Origin of the sequence: Rubinisphaera margarita, assembly GCF_022267515.1 — a bacterium.
Taxonomy (GTDB): domain Bacteria; phylum Planctomycetota; class Planctomycetia; order Planctomycetales; family Planctomycetaceae; genus Rubinisphaera; species Rubinisphaera margarita.
This window is the reverse complement of record NZ_JAKFGB010000011.1, coordinates 112,115-131,738: the sequence shown is the minus strand read 5'-3', so window position 1 is coordinate 131,738 and position 19,624 is coordinate 112,115. Positions and strand designations below refer to the sequence as shown.

Annotated in this window: 18 protein-coding genes; 10 read left to right on the top strand and 8 right to left on the bottom strand. The window is 57.2% G+C overall.

Features of this window, described 5'->3' with window-relative positions:
• Window positions 1-98: 98 nt before the first annotated feature.
• Together L1A08_RS08455 and L1A08_RS08450 are read left to right on the top strand one after the other, a co-directional pair.
• Window positions 99-2,126, top strand: coding sequence for a secretin and TonB N-terminal domain-containing protein (locus L1A08_RS08455; protein ID WP_238755896.1), 2,028 nt, complete (start codon window positions 99-101; stop codon window positions 2,124-2,126).
• A gap of 41 nt (window positions 2,127-2,167) precedes the next feature.
• A complete protein-coding gene (locus tag L1A08_RS08450; protein ID WP_238755895.1) occupies window positions 2,168-2,449 on the top strand; it encodes a hypothetical protein in 282 nt (93 codons plus the stop codon).
• 12 nt (window positions 2,450-2,461) lie between these two features.
• On the opposite strand, the gene L1A08_RS08445 is transcribed toward L1A08_RS08450, so the two are convergent.
• From L1A08_RS08445 to L1A08_RS08435, 3 genes are all read right to left on the bottom strand, one after another.
• Complete coding sequence (locus L1A08_RS08445; RefSeq protein WP_238755894.1) at window positions 2,462-2,701, bottom strand: hypothetical protein; 240 nt, start codon at window positions 2,699-2,701, stop codon at window positions 2,462-2,464.
• A 45-nt stretch (window positions 2,702-2,746) separates the two neighbouring features.
• Window positions 2,747-3,040: a Sec-independent protein translocase subunit TatA/TatB gene (locus L1A08_RS08440; protein ID WP_238755893.1), complete on the bottom strand. Its 294-nt coding sequence runs from the start codon at window positions 3,038-3,040 to the stop codon at window positions 2,747-2,749.
• A 63-nt stretch (window positions 3,041-3,103) separates the two neighbouring features.
• Window positions 3,104-3,337: a twin-arginine translocase TatA/TatE family subunit gene (locus tag L1A08_RS08435; protein WP_238755892.1), complete on the bottom strand. Its 234-nt coding sequence runs from the start codon at window positions 3,335-3,337 to the stop codon at window positions 3,104-3,106.
• A 632-nt stretch (window positions 3,338-3,969) separates the two neighbouring features.
• On the opposite strand from L1A08_RS08435, the gene L1A08_RS08430 reads away from it, so the two are divergent.
• The 4 genes from L1A08_RS08430 to L1A08_RS08415 all read left to right on the top strand — a co-directional run bounded on the left by L1A08_RS08430 (window position 3,970) and on the right by L1A08_RS08415 (window position 8,927).
• Entirely contained in the window at window positions 3,970-4,881 is a 912-nt protein-coding gene (locus tag L1A08_RS08430) for a FliM/FliN family flagellar motor C-terminal domain-containing protein (protein WP_238755891.1), read from the top strand.
• Between the two features lie 405 nt (window positions 4,882-5,286).
• Window positions 5,287-7,086, top strand: a complete 1,800-nt coding sequence (rpsA, locus tag L1A08_RS08425; RefSeq protein WP_238755890.1) for a 30S ribosomal protein S1 — start codon at window positions 5,287-5,289, stop codon at window positions 7,084-7,086.
• Window positions 7,087-7,201: 115 nt separating this feature from the next.
• Window positions 7,202-7,807: a hypothetical protein gene (locus tag L1A08_RS08420; protein WP_238755889.1), complete on the top strand. Its 606-nt coding sequence runs from the start codon at window positions 7,202-7,204 to the stop codon at window positions 7,805-7,807.
• Between the two features lie 718 nt (window positions 7,808-8,525).
• The gene (locus L1A08_RS08415; protein WP_238755888.1) at window positions 8,526-8,927 is read left to right on the top strand and encodes a hypothetical protein; all 402 of its coding nucleotides are present in this window, start codon (window positions 8,526-8,528) and stop codon (window positions 8,925-8,927) included.
• A gap of 73 nt (window positions 8,928-9,000) precedes the next feature.
• Here the strand turns inward: L1A08_RS08415 and L1A08_RS08410 are convergent, their stop codons facing one another.
• On the bottom strand, window positions 9,001-10,263 hold the full coding sequence (locus L1A08_RS08410) for a hypothetical protein (protein WP_238755887.1): 1,263 nt from the start codon (window positions 10,261-10,263) through the stop codon (window positions 9,001-9,003).
• Between the two features lie 362 nt (window positions 10,264-10,625).
• Between L1A08_RS08410 and L1A08_RS08405 the strand changes: the two genes are divergently transcribed.
• The 3 genes from L1A08_RS08405 (at window position 10,626) to L1A08_RS08395 (ending at window position 14,261) form a co-directional block, all read left to right on the top strand.
• Window positions 10,626-10,976, top strand: coding sequence for a DUF3467 domain-containing protein (locus L1A08_RS08405; protein WP_238755886.1), 351 nt, complete (start codon window positions 10,626-10,628; stop codon window positions 10,974-10,976).
• Between the two features lie 304 nt (window positions 10,977-11,280).
• Window positions 11,281-13,230, top strand: coding sequence for a preprotein translocase subunit SecA (locus tag L1A08_RS08400; protein ID WP_238755885.1), 1,950 nt, complete (start codon window positions 11,281-11,283; stop codon window positions 13,228-13,230).
• A gap of 134 nt (window positions 13,231-13,364) precedes the next feature.
• Window positions 13,365-14,261 carry an efflux RND transporter periplasmic adaptor subunit gene (locus tag L1A08_RS08395; RefSeq protein WP_238755884.1) on the top strand — a complete coding sequence of 299 codons (897 nt, stop codon included), beginning with the start codon at window positions 13,365-13,367 and terminating at the stop codon, window positions 14,259-14,261.
• Window positions 14,262-14,355: 94 nt separating this feature from the next.
• Here the strand turns inward: L1A08_RS08395 and L1A08_RS08390 are convergent, their stop codons facing one another.
• The 4 genes from L1A08_RS08390 to L1A08_RS08375 form a co-directional block, all read right to left on the bottom strand.
• Entirely contained in the window at window positions 14,356-15,165 is an 810-nt protein-coding gene (locus tag L1A08_RS08390; RefSeq protein WP_238755883.1) for a DUF1571 domain-containing protein, read from the bottom strand.
• Window positions 15,166-15,800: 635 nt separating this feature from the next.
• Window positions 15,801-16,352 carry a carboxypeptidase-like regulatory domain-containing protein gene (locus L1A08_RS08385; RefSeq protein WP_238755882.1) on the bottom strand — a complete coding sequence of 184 codons (552 nt, stop codon included), beginning with the start codon at window positions 16,350-16,352 and terminating at the stop codon, window positions 15,801-15,803.
• A gap of 324 nt (window positions 16,353-16,676) precedes the next feature.
• Window positions 16,677-17,189 (bottom strand): carboxypeptidase-like regulatory domain-containing protein, encoded by a 513-nt coding sequence (locus tag L1A08_RS08380; protein WP_238755881.1) that lies wholly within the window; start codon window positions 17,187-17,189, stop codon window positions 16,677-16,679.
• Window positions 17,190-17,530: 341 nt separating this feature from the next.
• The gene (locus L1A08_RS08375) at window positions 17,531-18,328 is read right to left on the bottom strand and encodes a DUF1570 domain-containing protein (RefSeq protein WP_238755880.1); all 798 of its coding nucleotides are present in this window, start codon (window positions 18,326-18,328) and stop codon (window positions 17,531-17,533) included.
• 308 nt (window positions 18,329-18,636) lie between these two features.
• On the opposite strand from L1A08_RS08375, the gene L1A08_RS08370 reads away from it, so the two are divergent.
• On the top strand, window positions 18,637-19,590 hold the full coding sequence (locus L1A08_RS08370; protein WP_238755879.1) for a hypothetical protein: 954 nt from the start codon (window positions 18,637-18,639) through the stop codon (window positions 19,588-19,590).
• The last annotated feature ends 34 nt before the right edge of the window (window positions 19,591-19,624 follow it).

Below are 19,624 nucleotides of genomic sequence, written 5' to 3'. Positions count from 1 at the left end.
AAGGCGAAATCCGCGCTCGCCTGATTCATCAACTTCGTTCCGAATACTCCACTCTCTGACGTTTCATTCTTATGACTCACACCAGCAGTAGATTCAGAATGGGACCGGTGCTGATCGCGCTGGTCGTCTGCTGCCTTGGGGGGTGTCAGACCGACTCGCTGTCCCGGATGGTTCGCAACCCGTTCCGCTCGACAGAGACAGAACCGGTTGTCGCGGAAGCTCCCGTTAAACGCGAGCAGGAGATCATCGATCTTCGTCCGGAAGAGTACATCGCATCGGTCTACGATAACGGAACCCCAGACCGCCTCGCCGCAGCCAGTCGTCCAGCGCCTGTTTCCTCACAGCGACAGACCGCCCGGACCGCGGAAACTCTGTCGTCCCCGGTGCCTGGGACGATTCGGCAACTGGCCGGTGAAGAGCCGCAACAGGAACAGGTCGATCCGTTCACGGATCTGAACTGGAATCCGGAACTCGATCCGGTCATCGGCCCGGAACTTTCTCAGGACCGGGAGTTTCAGGTGACCGAGCCTAGGTCCTCGGGGGCCGCGAAGCTGAAGACCGAACAATGGGAAACCGCTCCCCTGCCGCTCGGTTCGGCTCCGACTCCTGCAGCACCAGCAGCGCCCGCACCGCGACGGGGCAGTGCCTACAAGTACTACGATGTGCCTTTGACGCCCTCTGCTCCGGACAATATCAATCTGCATCGATCCGGCGACTTTCTGACGCTGGTTGCTCGCGAAGCTCCACTAAACGCCGTGCTGCAGATGATCGCCCAGCAGCACGGATTGAATCTCGTGCTCAGCGACGACGTTCAGGAGAAGGTGACCGTCACGTTGAACGACGTTCCGCTCGACGATGCTCTGGACACGATTTTGGCAGCCTCAAACTGCACCTGGGTGCAGCAGCGAAACATTATCATTGTGTCGCGCATCAGCAAGGAGTCGTTGTCAGGCCCCCAGATGCAGGGACGACAGGTTCGGGTGATCACGCTGAATTTCGTCTCGGCGGAAGAGGTCGAGAAAGTCGTGACGGGGCTTCTCTCGCCAGTCGGCAAGATCTTCAGTCATCAGACCAGCCCGATGGATGGGCGACGTTCCCGCGAACAGATTATTGTGGAGGATCTGCCGGAATACCTGATGCGAATCGAGGACTACGTCGCACGGACCGACGTCGCACCGCGTCAGGTGCTCATCGAGGCCCATATTCTTCAGGTGAATCTGGACGACGAAAACCGGCACGGCGTGAACCTGTCCTACGTGACTTCACTCGCCGGAGCTCAGTTCTCCATCGATTCCCAGGGCTTTGCCAACCCGGCCGGCAGTCCGGCCATGGTCCTAAACATCGATGGCTCGAAGCTCGACAACGTGATCGAAATCATCAAAGACACGACCGATGCCAAGACGCTCGCTTCCCCCAAAGTGCTCGTGTTGAACGGCCAGGAAGCGAAGATTCAGATCGGTAGCCAGCTCGGCTACATCGTGACCACGACGACGGAAACGAGCACACTGCAGAACGTCGACTTCATGGATGTCGGGGTCGTTCTCAACGTCACGCCGCACATCAGCAACAACGGCCAGATCCTGATGAAGGTCAAGCCTGAAGTTTCGACCGGCACCGTGAACGCCGCCACGGGGGTCCCCGACAAGGACACCACGGAAGTCGACACCACGGTCATGCTGCCGGACGGACAGGGGATCGTGCTGGGCGGACTCATCCAGGAAGTCGATTCGGATCGACAGACGAAGATTCCCTACATTGGTGACATCAAGTATGTCGGACGAATGTTCGGTCGAAGAACCGCCGTTCGAGAACGGCGCGAAATCATCATCACACTCGTGCCTCGTATCGTGCCTTACGACGATCCCTATCGCTGTATCGATCAGGATCAATTCTACCGTGCGACGACGCCGCTGCTGGAAGGTCCACTGATTCCTGTGCCTCGGCCGGAACCGGTCCTGCTTGATGCGATGGAAAATCCCCGTCGGATTCGCCGCCGGAACCTTGGTCCGCCCGTGGTGACAGAACCCTACTGTCCGCCGGGAGAGGCCTCGATTGCTCCGCATGCGATGCCGCCGATTTCGAACTCGCAACCCTACTCGTACGAGCAGTATGAGCCGTACGAATGACAGTTTTTTTTGTCCTCCGTGAGCCCGCTATGAAGCACCATATGTTGCCCACTGACCTCCAGCATCTGCTTGAAAAACGCCAGGCTGCCGAAAGGCGTGACCGAAAAGACCGACGAAAGTCGGACGAAGAAATCGCGGTCGATCGCCGCTCCGCGAAAGATCGCCGCCGCAGTTCGCGCCGGCATGGCGACGAAGTCCGCAGCTATCGGCTGCCCACCTCAGGCCGCTTCCAGTGCCCGGGGTGCGGCCGGACCGACTACGTGATCGGTGAGGTTGAATACCACGAATGCGGCAGCTGCGGCCAGGGCTTTCAAATCGAGTAGATGCGAGCCGCTCTACTTCGGTGAATCACGATCACCAAACAGCGCGTAAAAAACGGCTGCCTGTAACAGGGCAGCCGTTATTGCTATAGCGACACACGCGGGAATCGAGAGCAGAAACATCGAGGACGAAACCGTCGGGTCAATTGTCACGTGATGCCCTCCGTGCTGGATCGTCACGGCAATCGCCCCGCCGTGCAGCGACAGAAGACCGAGACTCCAGATTCCGAACAGGACGGCAGCTACGCTTCCCATGCCCCAGAGTGCAGCGAAGAGAAGAGAAGCGAACGCGTCATCGGACTATGCCTTCGAGCTGTCGGCCGTTTCTTCCTGCGTTTCGTCTTCGATCTGGAATTTCTCCGCGGTCGGCTTCAGATCTTCGTCGACGCGCGAAGAACTGGTCGACTTCGGGGCGGTCGGCTGGGGATCGCTGTAAACGGCTGACCGCATATCGGTTTCGATCGTCCGCATTCCGCGCTTGAACTCGACGAAGCCCTGTCCCAGGCTGCGGGCAACTTCCGGCAGCCGCTTGCCGAACAGCAGCAGGGCGATCATGCCGAGAATGATCATTTCTGTCCAACCGGGTGTAAACATGGTCTCTCTCCTCTATCAAATGGCTCGCCGGGAGCCGGTAAGGCACCTGACTCTCAACACGAACTATTCGGAAATGTGTTCCGTCTTCTTCTTTTTCGGACGCGGCTCTTCGTCTTCGTCCTCGTCGGAATCGTCATCGATATGCTCACTCACGCCCTTCTTGAACTCGGTGATGCTCTTACCGACCGAGAACATGGCGCTGGGCAGGCGTTTGCCGAAGAAAATCAGAATGATCAGCAGAAAAATAACGAGCTCGATGCCGCCGGGCATACCGGGGATGAAACCTAAGCAGGTCATGTTGAGTTTCTCCAAAATGGATTTGGCGAGGAGGGGTCGATGTCCGGAAATATCTGAGACACGGGAAGCCGCGCTGATTGCCGGGGGCGTTCACGTTGCGCCAGACAGTCGACGAATCTTCAGCGACTGGAGCCAGAGCACAAAGTGACACGGGAAGTAGGCAGGAGCCGAAACAGAATCAGCTGCTGCGACACGGCGGAGGGAAATGAGGAATCGGGGAACGAGCTGTGTTCACCGGCGATCACTGTACCCAGGCGCGGGCATTCCGTGAGATGGCCACCCGGAGATTCCCACAGGAGAGTAGGAGTATGGAGCGGTTTCCCAATTATGCAGAGCCCGCATCGACTTGTCAATAACCCGATCTGCGGAAATATCATGGACTTCTGATGCGTCCTGTCCGCCTGGATCGCTTGGCGAACGGGAAAAATAGGCGGAGTGTGCCTGAAATTCCGGTTTTCCGGTCGAGCCGAAGGTCGAAGCACGTCGATATCTGATCTGGAGCATTCCTGCTGCGCCGAATCCCGGTCGAGCGAAGGTCCCCAACCGGATCTTTCCTCCCCGGCGGGAACTGCTGAAGCGAGTGCCGGCGGGGCATCGCTTGCGAACTCAAATTTTACCCTCATTCACGTGGTATGTCGGAACCTGGAATCGACTTTGATCGGCTGGCCCAATCGTTCAGCGGAAAAACCGCCGGCCTGACCGCGGCTCTCGTGTCGACATTTGGCGGCGACTGGACCGTCGCTCCAGGGGATCAGACCGTCCTGGCAGATTTGTCTGCGGACGATTCCCACCTGAAAGGTCCCGGGCTCAATCTTATTCTCGAGACCAGCACCGGCCGGATCCTGCTTGCCATTCCTCAGGGGCCGCTGTTGCCAGACTGGGTTTCGGCCCCGTCCGATGAACAACAGACCCTGCTGAACGACCTGATCTTTGATCTGACCCAGTTGCTCGATCTTCCTGGCGTCAATCCGGCCGATTCGGCAGCGGAATGGATCGAAGAACTCTCAGAAATCTCCGCTTCGTTCGAAGATCCGCAGGAATGCGGCGTCCTTCCGCTCGAAGCCTTCTCCGGAAGTGATCCCAATCTCGCCCAGACACTGTACGTCCTGGCCCGACGCGGCGAATCTGCGGGAGAGGAAGTTCCGGTCGACGAGATCCCGGCTGGCGAGGCTTCTGCAGAGACATCGGAATCCGCAGCGGAAGCTTCGGATCCTGAGGAAATCGAAGCCGCACCCGAAGAGGCCGCTCCGGTTCTTAATCGGGAAGCCCAGGATCTGATTCACCGGGTCCGGCGGGTGATGCCGCTCTCGGTCAAGGTGTCGGTCCGGCTGGCGGAGAAGAAAATCGACCTGGGACAGCTGATCAATCTCTGCCCGGGGACCTTAATCATGTTCCAGAAATCGTGCGACGATCTGCTCGATCTGTATGTGAATAACAAGCCTTTCGCACAGGGCGAAGCGGTTAAGATCGGCGAAAAATTCGGACTGAAAATCAATCACGTTGGCGTCGAGAAGCAACGGGCGCCCGGCGTGTTCACGCTCTGATTTTCTCCTCCCGCGAGCCGCACGGGGAGGGTTCCTTTACGGGACATCATGAGCGACGGATAATGCGGCTTGAGTTTTTCCTTCCGAGCGGTCTTTCGACAGACAAACCTTCGGAAAACAAGGCGTTTTTTGACGACTTGGCCCGGGGTCGACTGTTCAGGATTGACCGGAATGTGATATAACTCGTTCTTATCGCGCGTGTCGCGGCACGGGACGCCTCTGTCGTTCCGTTCAGAGATTTTCCCGATCTCTCACCGTTCACGTATCTCTGCTGATCGCGATAGTGCTGTTTTCCGGAAGGCAGGGCCTTCCACAGCCGAAGGTTTCAAGGTCCTATTTATTTTGAGTTAAGTTGACCCGGATCGATGGGTGGCAGAATCGACAGCGGGTTGACGTGGGAATCACATGGTCGACAGGAATCTACTCCGCGAATTCTCGATTAAAGACGAAGAACTCGACTCCTATCTGGCAACCTCGCTGGCAGAACTGACCGGCGACGAAGCCGACATGGATCTGCTGTACGACGAAACATCGCGGTCTTTCGACGCGAATGAAATCATCACCGGAAAGATCATCCGGGTCGACGACGACGAAGTGCTCGTCGATGTCGGAGCCAAGAGCGAAGGTCTCGTGCTCCGCGAAGAATGGGAAGAAGGCGAGCCTGATCCCGAACCGGGACATACCGTCGAAGTCCTGATGGAAGACATGGAAGACATCCACGGTGTCATCCTGCTCTCCAAGCGGAAGGCCGATCGGATCCGTGAATGGGAACGGATCATCGAGAAGTGCGACGAAGGCGACATCGTCACCGGCAACGTGGTCCGCAAGATCAAGGGCGGTCTGCTGGTCAACATCGGTGTGAACGTCTTCCTGCCGGCCAGCCAGGTCGACATCCGCCGTCCGAACGATATCGCCGATTTCATCGGCCAGGATATCGAATGCGTCATCCTCAAGATCGACGAACCGCGCCGGAACATTGTTGTTTCCCGCCGTAAGCTGATCGAAGATCGCCGCGCCGACCTGAAGCGCAAGCTGCTCGAGCAGCTCGAAGAAGGTCAGCTGCGTAAGGGTGTGGTCAAGAACATCGCCGACTTCGGAGCCTTCGTGGATCTGGGCGGCATCGATGGTCTGCTCCACATCACCGACATGAGCTGGGGCCGCATCGATCATCCGTCGAATATGGTCAGCATCGACGACGAGATCGAAGTCGTGATCCTCAATGTCGACCGCGAAAAAGAAAAGATCGCCCTGGGCCTGAAGCAGAAGTCGAAGAGCCCCTGGGAGAACATCGAAGATCGTTATCCGATCAACAGCCGCGTGACCGGCGAAGTGACCAATGTCATGTCGTACGGTGCCTTCGTCCGTCTCGAAGACGGTATCGAAGGTCTGGTGCACATCAGCGAAATGTCCTGGACCCGCCGCATCAATCACCCGAGCGAGCTGGTCAACATCGGCGACAAGGTCGATGTGGTCGTGTTGAACATCAACACCGACAAGCAGGAAATCTCGCTCGGTATGAAGCAGACGCAGCCCAACCCGTGGGACAACGTCGGCGAGAAGTACCCGGTTGGCGCCACCGTCACCGGCAAGGTCCGCAACCTCACCAACTACGGGGCGTTCATCGAACTCGAAGAAGGTGTCGACGGCCTGCTGCACGTCAGCGACATGTCCTGGACCCGCAAGATCTCTCACGCCAGCGAAATGCTCAAGAAGGGCGACGAGATCGAATGCCAGATCATTTCGGTCGACGAAGATCGTCGCCGCATCGCTCTGGGCCTGAAGCAGCTGCACGGCGATCCGTGGGAAACCACCATCCCCGACAAGTACGCTCCGGGCACAACGGTCACCGGCAAGGTCACCAAGATCACCAACTTCGGTGTCTTCGTCGAACTGGAGGCGGAACTGGAAGGCCTGCTGCACGTTTCTGAACTGGCCGACCACAAGGTCGACGATCCGGAACAGGAAGTGAAAGTCGGCGAAGAAATCGAAGTCCGCATCCTCCGTCTGGACCTGGACGATCGCAAGATCGGCCTGAGCCGTCGTCTCGATGCCGACATCGAAACCCTGCAGGCCGAAGATGCCGCCAGCCGAGCCGGCGCATCGCAGGGCGAACTCAAGGGCGGTATGGGAGCTGGCGGCGGCCCGCTGTTCCAGATGCCAACCGCCGACGCCGAAGAAGGCGAAAGCGACAGCGACAACGAGTAATTCAGCGTTGCTGATCGGAATTGAATCACCGGGTGAGATCAAACGATCTCACCCGGTTTTTTTGTGGGCTGGTTGGTCGGGTCAGTTTCCGATGAGTGAGATACCAAGAAGTGAGATGAACGTGCTGAATCGTAAAATAGAATGTCCACTTGAACTCCTTGAAGACGTCCTGCAAGTCTTCAATTCAGATACGCTCTTGTCGGGCGTGGAGCCTCCATATCGTATTGAGAAGTTCCGGGGAGACGGTTTCTCTGCGGGATTCTCAATCGTAACCTTGAATGGCTTCCATAGTGATCTCGACCTGCAAGACGATGAGTCTTCGCTTGTCATGCTTCGTCGAAGTGTGATGGATAAAGTCGATGGGATGTTCATGATGATCTCCGGATCGGGCGCGAGTCATCTCGAGAAGGACCTCAGCACGGTAAGAAATAAACTCCAAGTCTCGAACGAGGTGAGTTCACGAATTTCGATCATCGCCAAGAAACTTGAGCAGATCGAAAATTCAGTCGGTGGAGCACTCACTGGGGTCTACTTCGAAAGATGTATCCAGATCACGCTCCGTGCGCACTTCGAGTCGATCGTAAAAATCCGCATGTTGACATCGGGAACGGAATTCGTCCCGCTCGAAGCAGTTCTCCATGCCTACAGACAGGGTTTGCTTCCTTACGGTTGGAACGCTGATACAGACCGAGTGCTTTGCGTTAATCCCGAATACAGCTGATAGGTCGTTCGCCGTTCGCGATCGCAGGAGAATTCAGCAAAGATGGGTGCCATGCCCACGCTCGCGTGGGCATGCTTGTCACGGGCATTGGCATTTCAACTACGTTCCACACACTTCTTCGACGTTCGACAAGAACACAGGATGGTCCGGAGATTTATCTCCGGGCCAACCGAGTCTCTCGCCGTCGAATAACTCTTCGAGGGTGCCATGCTTGCATCGCGAAGCAGGGCAAGCATGCCAGTCGATATGGTTCTCAAATTCACGCAGATGGACCTGTCCTGAACGACAATTCCCACCCCCGTCGTGGAGAAAGATTGTCCAGCGGGCATGCTTGCCCTGCCTCTTCGAGGCGATGCAAACATGGCACCCGGCGACACGGCAGGCTCAAGTGTTTCTGCTGGAGTAGAAGTGGCGTAGACACAAGGTATCTCCCTTTCACTCATCCAAAACATTCGATGGGATTGGAAATTCCGATCCCGTTTGTTATCTCAGAGCCTGATACCGTCCTCTCTCGACCCTTTCACCACGGGTACTGAGTCGTATGGCATTGCTGCTTATCACCCGAGGGGGTGCCACTGCTGGCTTGCCCAGCAGTGCGAACTCACGTTCGACAACCAACGATGATTGATGCCCAGATTTCTACGTGAGTGGACTCTGCGCAAGGGTAGCATTTGGATCAGGGATCACTCCGTCACTCTCCTCTTCATAGGACACAGCGATGTTCAATTGGTTTAAGAAGAAGTCTCCGCCGCCCGGTCCCGATTTTTCGACGATTGATTCGCAGTCGAAGGCTCAGAAGCTTCATCGACAGGGGCAGTTAGAAAAGCTGTTTCTTATGCCGCCCGAATTCGGCGGACAGGAGATACCGGGCAATACACTCTTCGTTCCGATCGGCGTCGCTGACATCAAGGCGGGGATCGATAACAACATCATCGCGCCACTCGTGGCGGAGGGGAAAATCACAAGCTACACGGCGTTGCCCGAATACCAGGGCGACAGCTTCATCCCGATCGCGATTCGAATCGAAGCCTCCGAACCGGGGCACTTCACCACGACCATCAACATTTGGGGCGATGCGTTGACACGTCGGGACTCCAAGGGGGCTGATGCCAAGGACTGAGAGTGTCGAAGGCAAGCATGCCCACGCGAGCGTGGGCATGGCACCCCGGGGATTGAGATTGCAGTTGGCGATTCTATTCCATCACGTGGGTGTTGCTGATGGTGACGTTCTCGATGAAGTCTTTGCCGGGGAGGATGGTGACGACTTCGCCGGGGGAGCCGTGGCGGATGAGGTTGGTGAGGAGAGAGTCGGCCAGGGAGCCGCCGATGAGGACGGTGTGTTTCGCTCTGCTGGTCACGTTGCTGACGAAGATGCGGTACGTCGTGCCGAGCGGGGCGACGCCGGTGCCGTAGTTCTTGTCGCCGATTTTGACCGCCGCTTTGCATTGCATCGTTTCGGGCGAGGTATCGATCAGACCGTCGAGCATGATGTCGTGCATCTTCACGCCGGACGTATTCAGGAAACGGACGATGTGATGTCCACCCCGGCAGTAGCCGCGAACGTTGCGGATCATCACGTCGCGAATTTCATCGAGGCCGTTCCCGCGATCGACCGCCGAGCTGACCATGGTCGAGTCGAGATTGCCGTTCGTATCTTCGGTGCGGGCGATCGCGGTGAGAGCAATCAGGTCATCTCCGGTGGACCCGGTGATGTTGTCGATGAGAATATCGTGACAGCCCATTCTCAGGTCGACGCCGTCCTGATTCAGAATCGTCTCGCGTTTGCCGTCGATCTCCTTGAAGCCGTCCGACTCGAAATGCAGGTCCCGTAGCACGCCGTGAGCACAGCGTTCCAGCGAGATCGCCCACGCGTGAGAGTCAATCATGGTCAGGTTCTCGATTCGGAAGTGCTCGACATAGGCCATGAGAATGCCGATGTTCCGCCAGTCGCCAGTCTGGCTTTCGCCTTCTTTCCCGGCGTCGGTGCCGTAGGTGCGGGAGCCGAGTTTCTTCGCGGCGTCGCCGGTCGCACGAGGATGATCGGCTCCTTCCAGAACGACATGGCCGATGCCGCGAATGGTGATGTTCTCGATCGGCTCGATCTCTTCGAAGCCAATGCCGCAATTCGCGCTGCGAATGAAGTTGTCGCGGCAGCGATCGGAAAGTTTGATGTGGCAGTTGTCGAGTTCGAGTACGGAATCGCCGGGCAGAAGAATGGCCGAGTCGATCAGCCAGAGCTCGCGGCGTTCGCCGTCGACGAGATTGACTCGCGGAATTCGCACGCGGCAGCCGACTTCGTGAGCTTTCTCGACCGCCTGATTGATCCGTTCGATGTCGCTGCCGGCGAATTCATTGGGTGTAACGAATTGCGGACTGGCTTCCGCCGCGACAGAGGCGGCTCCAGGGGCGGTTAGCAGGAGGCACAAGGTGGCAGCAAGGGCATGTCGACGCAGCATCAGGAAAGGTCCTCTCAAAGCGCGGTTGTCGTAATGATTGCGGGTTATTGAAAGTGTAGTGAATTGCCCGCTCGATCTCGCCCGCAGTGGAGTTGTGAGCACGTAACTGGTTGCAAACTGGGTAGAGAGGGAATGTTGGGGGTGAATGGCTCGAGTGATTTTCTCGCGCGAAAGTGCTCAGCCCGCGGACTCAGGTTGACAATTTCTGAGATTGAATCAGACTGGCTTCATGATCAGACGTCGAGTCCTGATTTTCAGGGATAATCCGACACCACACACCGGTCGGAAATGGATCAATCTGCCTCACTGAGGAGGCGTTCTGACCGGGCACAACGGACGTTGCAACACGAGAAGGAAACAAGATGGCTGACGAAGCAAAACCCGCTGAAGAACCACGCACCGCCGCTCCGGAAGGACAGCAGATCCGGATCGAGATCGACGACTCGGGTGTGGAAGCGATCTACGCCAATATGTGCCGCGTTTCGAGCACGCCGGAAGAAGTGATCCTTGACCTGGCTCTGAATCCGAATCCCGTCGGACAGCCGCCGGAAAAGATTCGCGTTTCCCAGCGGGTCATTCTGAACCACTATACCGCCAAGCGACTGGTTTCCCTGCTGGCTTCGGCCGTGCAGCGTCATGAGCAGACCTTCGGGACACTCGAAACCGACATCCGCAAGCGGGTGAAGAATCCGGGAACCCAGCCCCAGGGCTAGGACCGAGAGCAGTTGAAAAGCGTGCCACGTCGGTCTTTCGACGGGGCACGCTTTCTTCGTGTACGTCGGACGCCATTTGGCGGGGTGGTTCGACCTTGGAAAATTTTGCCTGAAACGAATTCTGACGGTTAAACCGGTCCGTTTCGCGGCAGAATCGCGATTCGCATTTCCCCCCGCGTCTGATTCAGTCTACGATTGAACAGATCGGATTCAACAGGATGCAAGGTCTTTGAGCGCATTGCCAGGGCTTGAAGGCATGGCGGCGGCCTGCCGTGTGAGTGTGGCTATCAGTGGAGCATAATCTGTGGACAGTGTGACGATGCAGGAGCCGACCGGTTCTGAAACGCCGGTGCAGCCGCATGTCCGTCCCGTCCGTGCGGCGAACTCTCGTTACGTTCGTGCTTCCGACGCGGTCCTTCGTGTCGCCAACGAGCATGATCACCTCAGTGACGAAGAACTCACCCGTCTCGTTCGCAGTTTGCGTTATCGCGTGCAGAACGGCGAGCCCTTCTCGGCTGTTCAGGAAATGGCTTTCGCGCTCGCCTGCCTGTCGATTCGTCGGACACACGGCTTCGATCTGCACCACGTGCAGATTCAGGGAGCCGCCATGATGGCCCGGAATGCTATTGCCGAGATGCAGACCGGGGAAGGAAAGACACTGACCGCGGTGCTCCCGGCTGTAATGTTCGCTTTGGCTGGCAAGGGCGTGCATGTCGTCACTGTGAACGATTATCTGGCCGATCGCGATGCGACGGAACTGCGGCCGATTTATGAACGGCTCGGGCTTTCTGTCGGCTGTGTGATCACCGACATGGAAGATGAAGAGCGCCGGCAGGCCTACTCCCGCGACATCACCTACGGAACCGCGAAAGAGATGGGCTTCGACTTTCTCCGAGATCGCCTGCGACTGGGAGCGGAACGAATTACCGATGACGCCCGTCGACTTTTCGAAGGCCAGGAAGGCGGTCTGGTCCAGCGCGGGCAATTTTGCGCCATCGTCGACGAAGCGGACAGCGTCCTGATTGACGACGCGAGGACGCCGCTGCTCATTGGAACGGCTCAGCCGGAGGCTCCGCAGCGAGTTGCGCTGTTCCGCTGGTGTTCGCGAGCCATCCGCCGGCTCGATCCGCAGAAAGACTACGTCGCCATCACCAAGAAGCGGCAGGTTTTTCTGACTGACCCGGGCTGCCGCAAGGTTGTGCTGCTCGGGAAGCCTCCGTTGATGGAAGCGGTCAGCATGGAAACAATCTTCGAGAACATTGAGCGGGCTCTGGAAGCGAATCTGTATTACATGCGGGATCGTCACTACACGCTTCAGGACGATGAAGTGGTGATTGTCGACGAATCGACCGGGCGGCTGATGCCGGGCCGGAAATGGCAGAATGGTCTGCATCAGGCGATCGAAGCCAAAGAGAATCTGCCGATCACTTCGCCGACGACCGACGCGGCTCGCATTACGGTGCAACGGTTTTATCAGCAGTACGAACACGCTTCCGGGATGACAGGGACAGCATCGGACGCTCGCCGGGAGTTTCGGCGTACGTACCGGCTTGGTGTCAGACGGGTGCCGACTGATAAACCCTGTCTACGCAAGAAGTGGCCGTCTCGCGTCTTTTCGACCCAGGAAGCCAAGTACGCCGCTATCGTAGAGAGTATGCAGGGACTGGTCGAACAGGGGCGTTCGGTGCTCGTGGGAACGCCGTCGGTCGCTGCTTCGGAACGACTCAGTGCCGCGATGACGGAAAGACAGATTCCGCACGAGATCCTCAACGCCCGTTATCATGAAATTGAAGCCGAGATCATCGCCAGAGCAGGGCAGCGAGCGGCCGTGACAATCGCCACGAATATGGCGGGCCGCGGTACCGACATCAAACTCTCACCGGAAGTCCGTGAAGCCGGTGGCCTGCATGTGGTCGCCACCGAAATGCACAGCTCGGCTCGAATCGACCGCCAGCTGGTCGGACGGAGTGCCCGGCAGGGGGATCCGGGAAGTTATCAGTTTTTCCTGTCGCCGGAAGATGAGCTGCTAACCGCTTTGCCGCCGGAGAAGGTGAAGCGTCTGCGTGAGAATGCTCTGCAGGCCAGCAAAGGAGAACTCCCAGCTAACTGGGTGAACGTCTTCCGTCGCACACAACGTTTCCTGGAGCGGCAACACTACAAGCAGCGAAAACAGATGATGAAATACGAGAAAAAGCAGATGGAGACGTACCGTCGCATCGGACTGAATCCGTATCTGGAGGCCGGCGATCAATAGCCGGGCGATTCCTGAGTTCGCCGGACCGAAATCAGAAGACTCACATTGTCAGCAGCCGGGGAATCGATCATCCTGAACGAGTCGACCTGGAATCCTTCGACATCAACAAACCGTGTTCTACGGATAGAAAACTCATGATAAAGCCATCGAAACTCGCCGCTCCCGCTCTCTCGCTCTTGTTGTCCGCGTTGACGCTGACCGGTTCTGCAGCCGCGCAGGATCGCAATGTCATCACGGTCGACAACTGTTCCATCACGCCGCTCTATTCGGCGAAAGTCGCCAGCGACCGCCCCGGCGTACTGGAACTGGTCTCTGTCGAAGAAGGAGATCAAGTCAAAGCCGGTCAGCTGATTGGCCGGTTGCGAGACGATCTGGTTCAAGCCGCCGTGGAGACCGCCAGGAAGCATACCGAGAACGACATCGATATTCGTCTGGCGGAGAAAACGAACGAAGTGGCCGAAGCGGAGCACGAACAGGCCGTGCAGGCGAACATCAATCCGAATCTTCAGGTCGTGACCCGCTACGAACTTCGTCGACTGAAGCTGTCGGCCGAACAGACGGCTCTGCAGATCGAACAGGCCGAGCATGAAGCCGCCATCAAGAATCTCGAGCTTCAGGAAGCCACCGAGCGTCTGAAAGAGTATCAGATCGAGAGTCCGCTCTCGGGGATGATTGTTCGACGCTACAAGACTGAGGGCGAGGCGGTCCAGCAGGGGACCGAGATCGTCGAAGTGGTGGATTACAACACTCTCAAGGTGGAAGGCTTTGTCGACGTCACCGACTCGTGGAATATCCGTCCTGGTGACCCGGTGGTCGTGCGACTCGAGGAATCAGCCGTGCTGCCGAAGCGGCCGGATTTGAGCTTCAACGGCAAGATCCGCTTCATCGACGGAGCAGTCACGCCCGTGACACAGCGGATCCGAGTCTGGGCCGAGGTGCAGAACGATCGCAACTTCCTGCTGCCCGGGTTGCGGGCGACGATGGAGATTCAGCCTCCCGCGGATCGGCAGAATGAAACGGCCACCCGCTGATCGGGAACGTTTCCTTGCCCAAAGCGTAAAACAAAAAAAGGACTCACCGAAAAAGTGAGTCCTTTTTATTCGACACTCTGTCTGCAGCAATCTGCTAGAACTGATAGGCGGGATTGTTCCGGTCGAAGTCGAAATCGGTCAGGCCGATGTTCGTCCGCAGGTTGGTGTAGGTGTACTCTTCAATCAGTGGAGCCTTCTCGCCGGGGCTGACGGGGAAGCCATAGCATTCACAGCGAATTGGCAAATTGGTTTCCTTGTCGAGGTACAGGCGAGTCGTGCTGTACTTGAACTGGCGGCGGGGAACCGGGTGGGAAGTTTCCACCACGCGACATTCCACGTTGCCGAGTTGAGCATTCGGGTAGTACTTAACGTCGCATTCGCCGTACTGCGATTCGACTTCCCACTGTTCGATCAGTTTGGAAACCATGTTGCGAATCCCGATCATGGTGATCGGGTAGCGGTTTTCCTTGAGTGCTTCGCGGGAGTTGACGTCCAGGGAAACCGTTCCAATCAGCGAACTGAGTCCTGAACCTTCGTGAGCGAGGATCTTGCCGCCGTTCTGGCCCGCGACGTACATCACCTCGCGACCGGCATGAGGCTCGCGGAATTTCAGGTAGACACTGAACGGTTCGTGCCGCACCTTGATTTCCATCTGGCTGGTGACCAGTTCCTTGCCGATGTATTCCCGTTTAGTCAGGACAGCTTCGTAGTCCTTGATCTGCTGCGTGGCCTGCTGGCCCTTCATGGCCAGGTTAATCACCGGGGCAAAGGGGTGATTGGACGGAACATCGGTCTGATTCTGGGCCAGGGCCGTTTGACCGGCAGCAGAGCAGAGGCAGACAGCAGCGACTGCCAGAGCATGTCGGAGCGTATTTGGGAATGTTTCGAGTGATCGGAAATTCACGATTCTCTCTCCGTTTCGTCGCCTTGAAACGCGAATGCAGGCTTAATACCGGCGAATGCCAGTTCCGGAGTCGCGGTCGTCTCGACCGGTCGTACTTCGGGGGAAATGAAGTCGTTCAAGAGTGCACCTGAGGACTTCACGCTGCAGTTGTAATGACACTATTAATCATCAATATCGACGGAACTGGTAGGGGAGATGACAGAAGTCGAAGCAGGCAGGGCCGACATAACTGATCTCGGCCGTAAATCTTCTCTAATCCCTCGACTCACCGTGTCAGAGTTTCCGAGTGGTCGCACGAAGTGGCCTGAGGGAATAGCGTGATTGTACAGGTGAGGAAATCGAAAGCAAACTGCAATTTCTCACCAAGGCCACGATCGACCGCGAATGCAGGGATAGAGAGAATAGGTGCAGTGCGAAGTATACAGGTTGCAGGTGGGATTGGCTTCGAGACGGAGAACGCCATCGGGAGGGGCTTAAAAACGCAAATCGACCTCAGCAAAAGCTGAGGCCGATTCGATGCGTGCGAGTCAGTTTTCCGTGCGAAGTGGATTCATTCAGCGAGAAGCGTAGGAAAGTCTGTTAAGTCTTCCGCGAAAGCTTCGTGGTCTTTTCCACCGCGAGGAAGTGTGTCTCAACTATGGGCTGACGATGACAGCGTCGTCGTCGTCGTCCTGAGCAGCCGTGATGGCGATGGCGGTAGCAGCACCGACAGCGACGATCGCAGCAATACCCAGACCGGTGCGTCCACCGTAACCGGTGCATCCATCATCGCAGCAGTCCTGACCCAGAGCGGTCTGACCGTTGACGAGCAGGAGGCCGGACTTGGCAGCCGGAGGAGCAGCAGCACCTTCCCAGACGCGGACGGCAGCCTGAGATTCGCCGGACGAAACCTGGTACATACCGGTGTTGAGGCTGCTCAGCTGGAATTCGCCGTTGGCGTTGCTGACAGCCGTCGAGACGGTCTGGTTGTTCAGCGAAGCTTTAACGACAGCGCCCGAAATGACCTGTCCCTGAGCGTCAACAACCTTGCCGCTCAGCATTCCGTTGTTCAGAGCCACGTCAGCAATCTGGACTTTTGCAGCCATCTGCTGAGTTGCAGGACCTGCAAATGCAGGTGCCTGTGGCATCGCCATGCCGAGGCAGGCGAGTCCGACCATTGATTTCGTAATAAGATTGAACCGTTTCATCCCCCAAATCCTTTCGCTGAAGTTCGTGCCAGACAGATAACGTTACTCGTCTTCCACATTCGCCGAGTCGCGTGCCCTGCATTCCTCTTACGAGAAGTGAGTACTACTGAGCACCACCTGTCCTTAGACGTCACTATTCGACATCGCGAACGGTCCCCACCGCTCAGTCATTACTTTCGGAAGGAATTTGGAACCTGCTCCAAGTTTTTGCTTGCATTTTCGAAAATTATCAGATTCTTCCAACCGCACCCGGGATAAATACCGAGTTTAAACATTCGTATCCGCGGGTGGGTTGGTCAGAAACTGTTATGGTGACGGGTCGTTTTAGGGACTGACGATGATCGTATCGCCGTCGCCTTGAGCCAGAGCAGCACCACCGAGGGCAACACCGGTGATTGCGGTTCCCAGAATGACATAGTCGGTCGGGCTGTCGCATTGGGCACGGACAGTGTTTCCCTGAACGATCAGGACATTGCTCTTGGCGGCTGGAGGAGCGACCTGGCCATCCCAGAGGCGAACAACAGACTGAGATTCGCCAGAGGACACCTGATACAGACCACTCTTCAAGTCGTTGATGGCAAATTCGCCGTTGGCATCCGTGACAGCCGAAGCAACCACTTTGCTGCCGAGGCTGACCTTCACCACGCCGCCGTTGACGTTCTGACCCTGAGTGTCAACCACTTTTCCGCTCATCACGCCGTTGTTCAGCGCCACATCGGCAATCTGAACCTTGCTCGCGACCTGGTTCATTTTGGCATCTGCCATCACGGTGGATGGAATCGCCATCCCCAGACAGGCCAGACTCGCCAGAGCGCCCTTCAAAATCGTTACCTTCATCGTGCATCATCCTTAATTCGTGGAGGTCAAAGAAAAGACTCTGAAGCATCCAGCTTCAGAACTGCCTTCACGTCCGTCGTTTTCCAATGAGAACGGACACGAACTGGATCCTCCTGACGGGTAGATCCGATCAGATGGAAACAGTCCATCCTTTCTTAACAGTCGGTCTAATCGGACCTTGATCTGAGTGGGATTGAGGCAATGCGCGGCTTTTGTAAGATTTGCAGTAAGTTCCGGCCGAAAAGTGCGCGCGAATTTCATCGGGGCTCCGATTCATCGGCTGCTGTCACCAATTTTCCGCTCGGTAGCCGGGCAGAGTCTGGCCGAGGGGCTGAAAGCGTTCAGCGATAGAAGCGATCGATATCGGCGTGAGCATCCGCCGAGCCAGCGAAAATGCGGTCGATCAGTGAGCCGACCACTTCTTCTTCCTGAATTTCCTGCAGGTAGGCCTGGAGCAGCGTCCGGCTCTCCTCACTGTAATGCAGCAGAAAATAGATCCAGGCCCAGCTGTCGCGGTAATGCTCGGGCTTCATGTCGGTGAGAGACTGGATCTGTTCCAGTTCCCGCGTTCTCACGTCCTGCCGAAAGCGGAGTCTCCACTTCAGATTGCCGAGCAGATCGCGATTGAGTCCTTCGTCACGGTCGGGGACTTCAAAGTATTTGGCCAGCCCCTCGTCGACCCAGATCGGCAGATAGGGGAGGGACGCATGCAGCGTGGCATGTGTCATCTCGTGTCGCAGGTCCCTTTCCCAGCGATCGGAGTAAACGACGTAGACATAGAGTCGATCCGGTCCTTTCACGAACAGAGCCGGGCGGGATGCCGCTTCCGGGACCCTCGGGCGAATGTAGGCCCGGTACTGGGAATGAGACGAAAAGATGATGATGTCGATCCGCTCGTCGTAGACCGTGATCTGCAGAGCATCGCCAATTCGTTTCTGCAGTGCCGAAAGATCGCGTACGGCTGGGAGAATCTTTTCCCCGGGGACCTGGGAATGCACGACGAAGTGCTCGTGCGTGAATTCGACCGGCCAGCCCTGAGCCCTTGTTTCCGCGCAGCAGAATGCGAGCAATCCGGCGATCAGCAGGACTGAGCAGGCTTTCCGCAGTAGATACGGACGTCGAATTGAAAATTTACGCATCAAAGCCGCCGTTCCCTGGCTGATCAGATCCTGAAGGCAGGTGCAGGGGCTGATTACACGTTCCGTCCCTGCGGTGTCAATTGCAGTTCGCCTTCCCGGTCCGCCGGTCGAAGCGCGATTCAGCGTGTTCTGAGGCGGAATAACCGGTCGATTCGGGATAATCGCTGCCAGATTCATAATCGGGCCGCAATTGACCGGCGAGTTCTGCCGACAGCGAAACGTCGCGGCCCATACGAGCTACAGTTGAAACGGATTGGCCGGGGACGGACTTTTCCCCACAGGCTCTGCAATAGAAAACATGGATTTCTATGTCGTCGACCGAACTCGAGCAACAACTCAGCGAGAAGGAAGAACTCGTCGCTGCGCTGACCGAGCAGCTGGAACAGGCTGCTGAGCAGCTTGACCGCATGCAGCGTTCCGGCGGATTACTCGCGCCTCACCGCGCTTCGACCAACGACGAATACAGTGAGCAGGTCGCTCAGGATGTCGGTTATCTGGTCGAGCAGTGGGATACTGCGCAGATGCCCGGCTCGCTCGGCCGAATCGAGATGCAGATCGAGGAACTTCGCGACCTCGTCGTCCGGTTCACCAATACGCCGCCCACAATCTACAACCAGCCAGAGACCCGGTACGTCGAAGAGAATCCGGATCGCCCCTCGGAAGACGAACTGTTTGACACGCTTGCTGATGTTCTGCTCGACTCCTCCGGACAGATTCCCGATGAGGAAATTTCCGAGGAATCATTCGGCACGCCGCGGTCTCACCATTCTGAAGTCAGCGACGCCGTCCCCGATGGCCTGCCGGTCCCTCCCGCGGAAGTCGATCTCGAACAAGCCGATCGCTCTCAGCTCGTCACCGCGATTCAGGAACGGGACGTTTACATCGAAACGTGCCTCCTGCTGTATCGGGATGTCCGGAGGAACGCGGGATTGCTGGGAGCCGTCGACTGGGAAAGTCTCAACGAGTACCCCGAAGAACTCCGCAAACAGCTGGAGTCGCTCGAGGAGCACCTCGAAGAACAATCCCGGGTTAATGAAATCACGCTGTCCCTCGAACGGGCCCGGCTTTCCCGGGAAGCAACCCGACTCAATCAGGTTCGGATGCAGGTCGAGAAGCATGCCAAGAAGCACGGCATCGATTTGATCGAACTGGAGGACGCCGGAATCGTCAGCGAAAAAGTCCGCGAATCAGAACGCGAGCGGGTCTCCGGCGGTCAGAAGTGGTTGACCATGCTGCGACTGAAGGATGTCCGGGACAAGTAGTCGCCCTCCTGGTCCACTCCCGCGCCTCGTACTC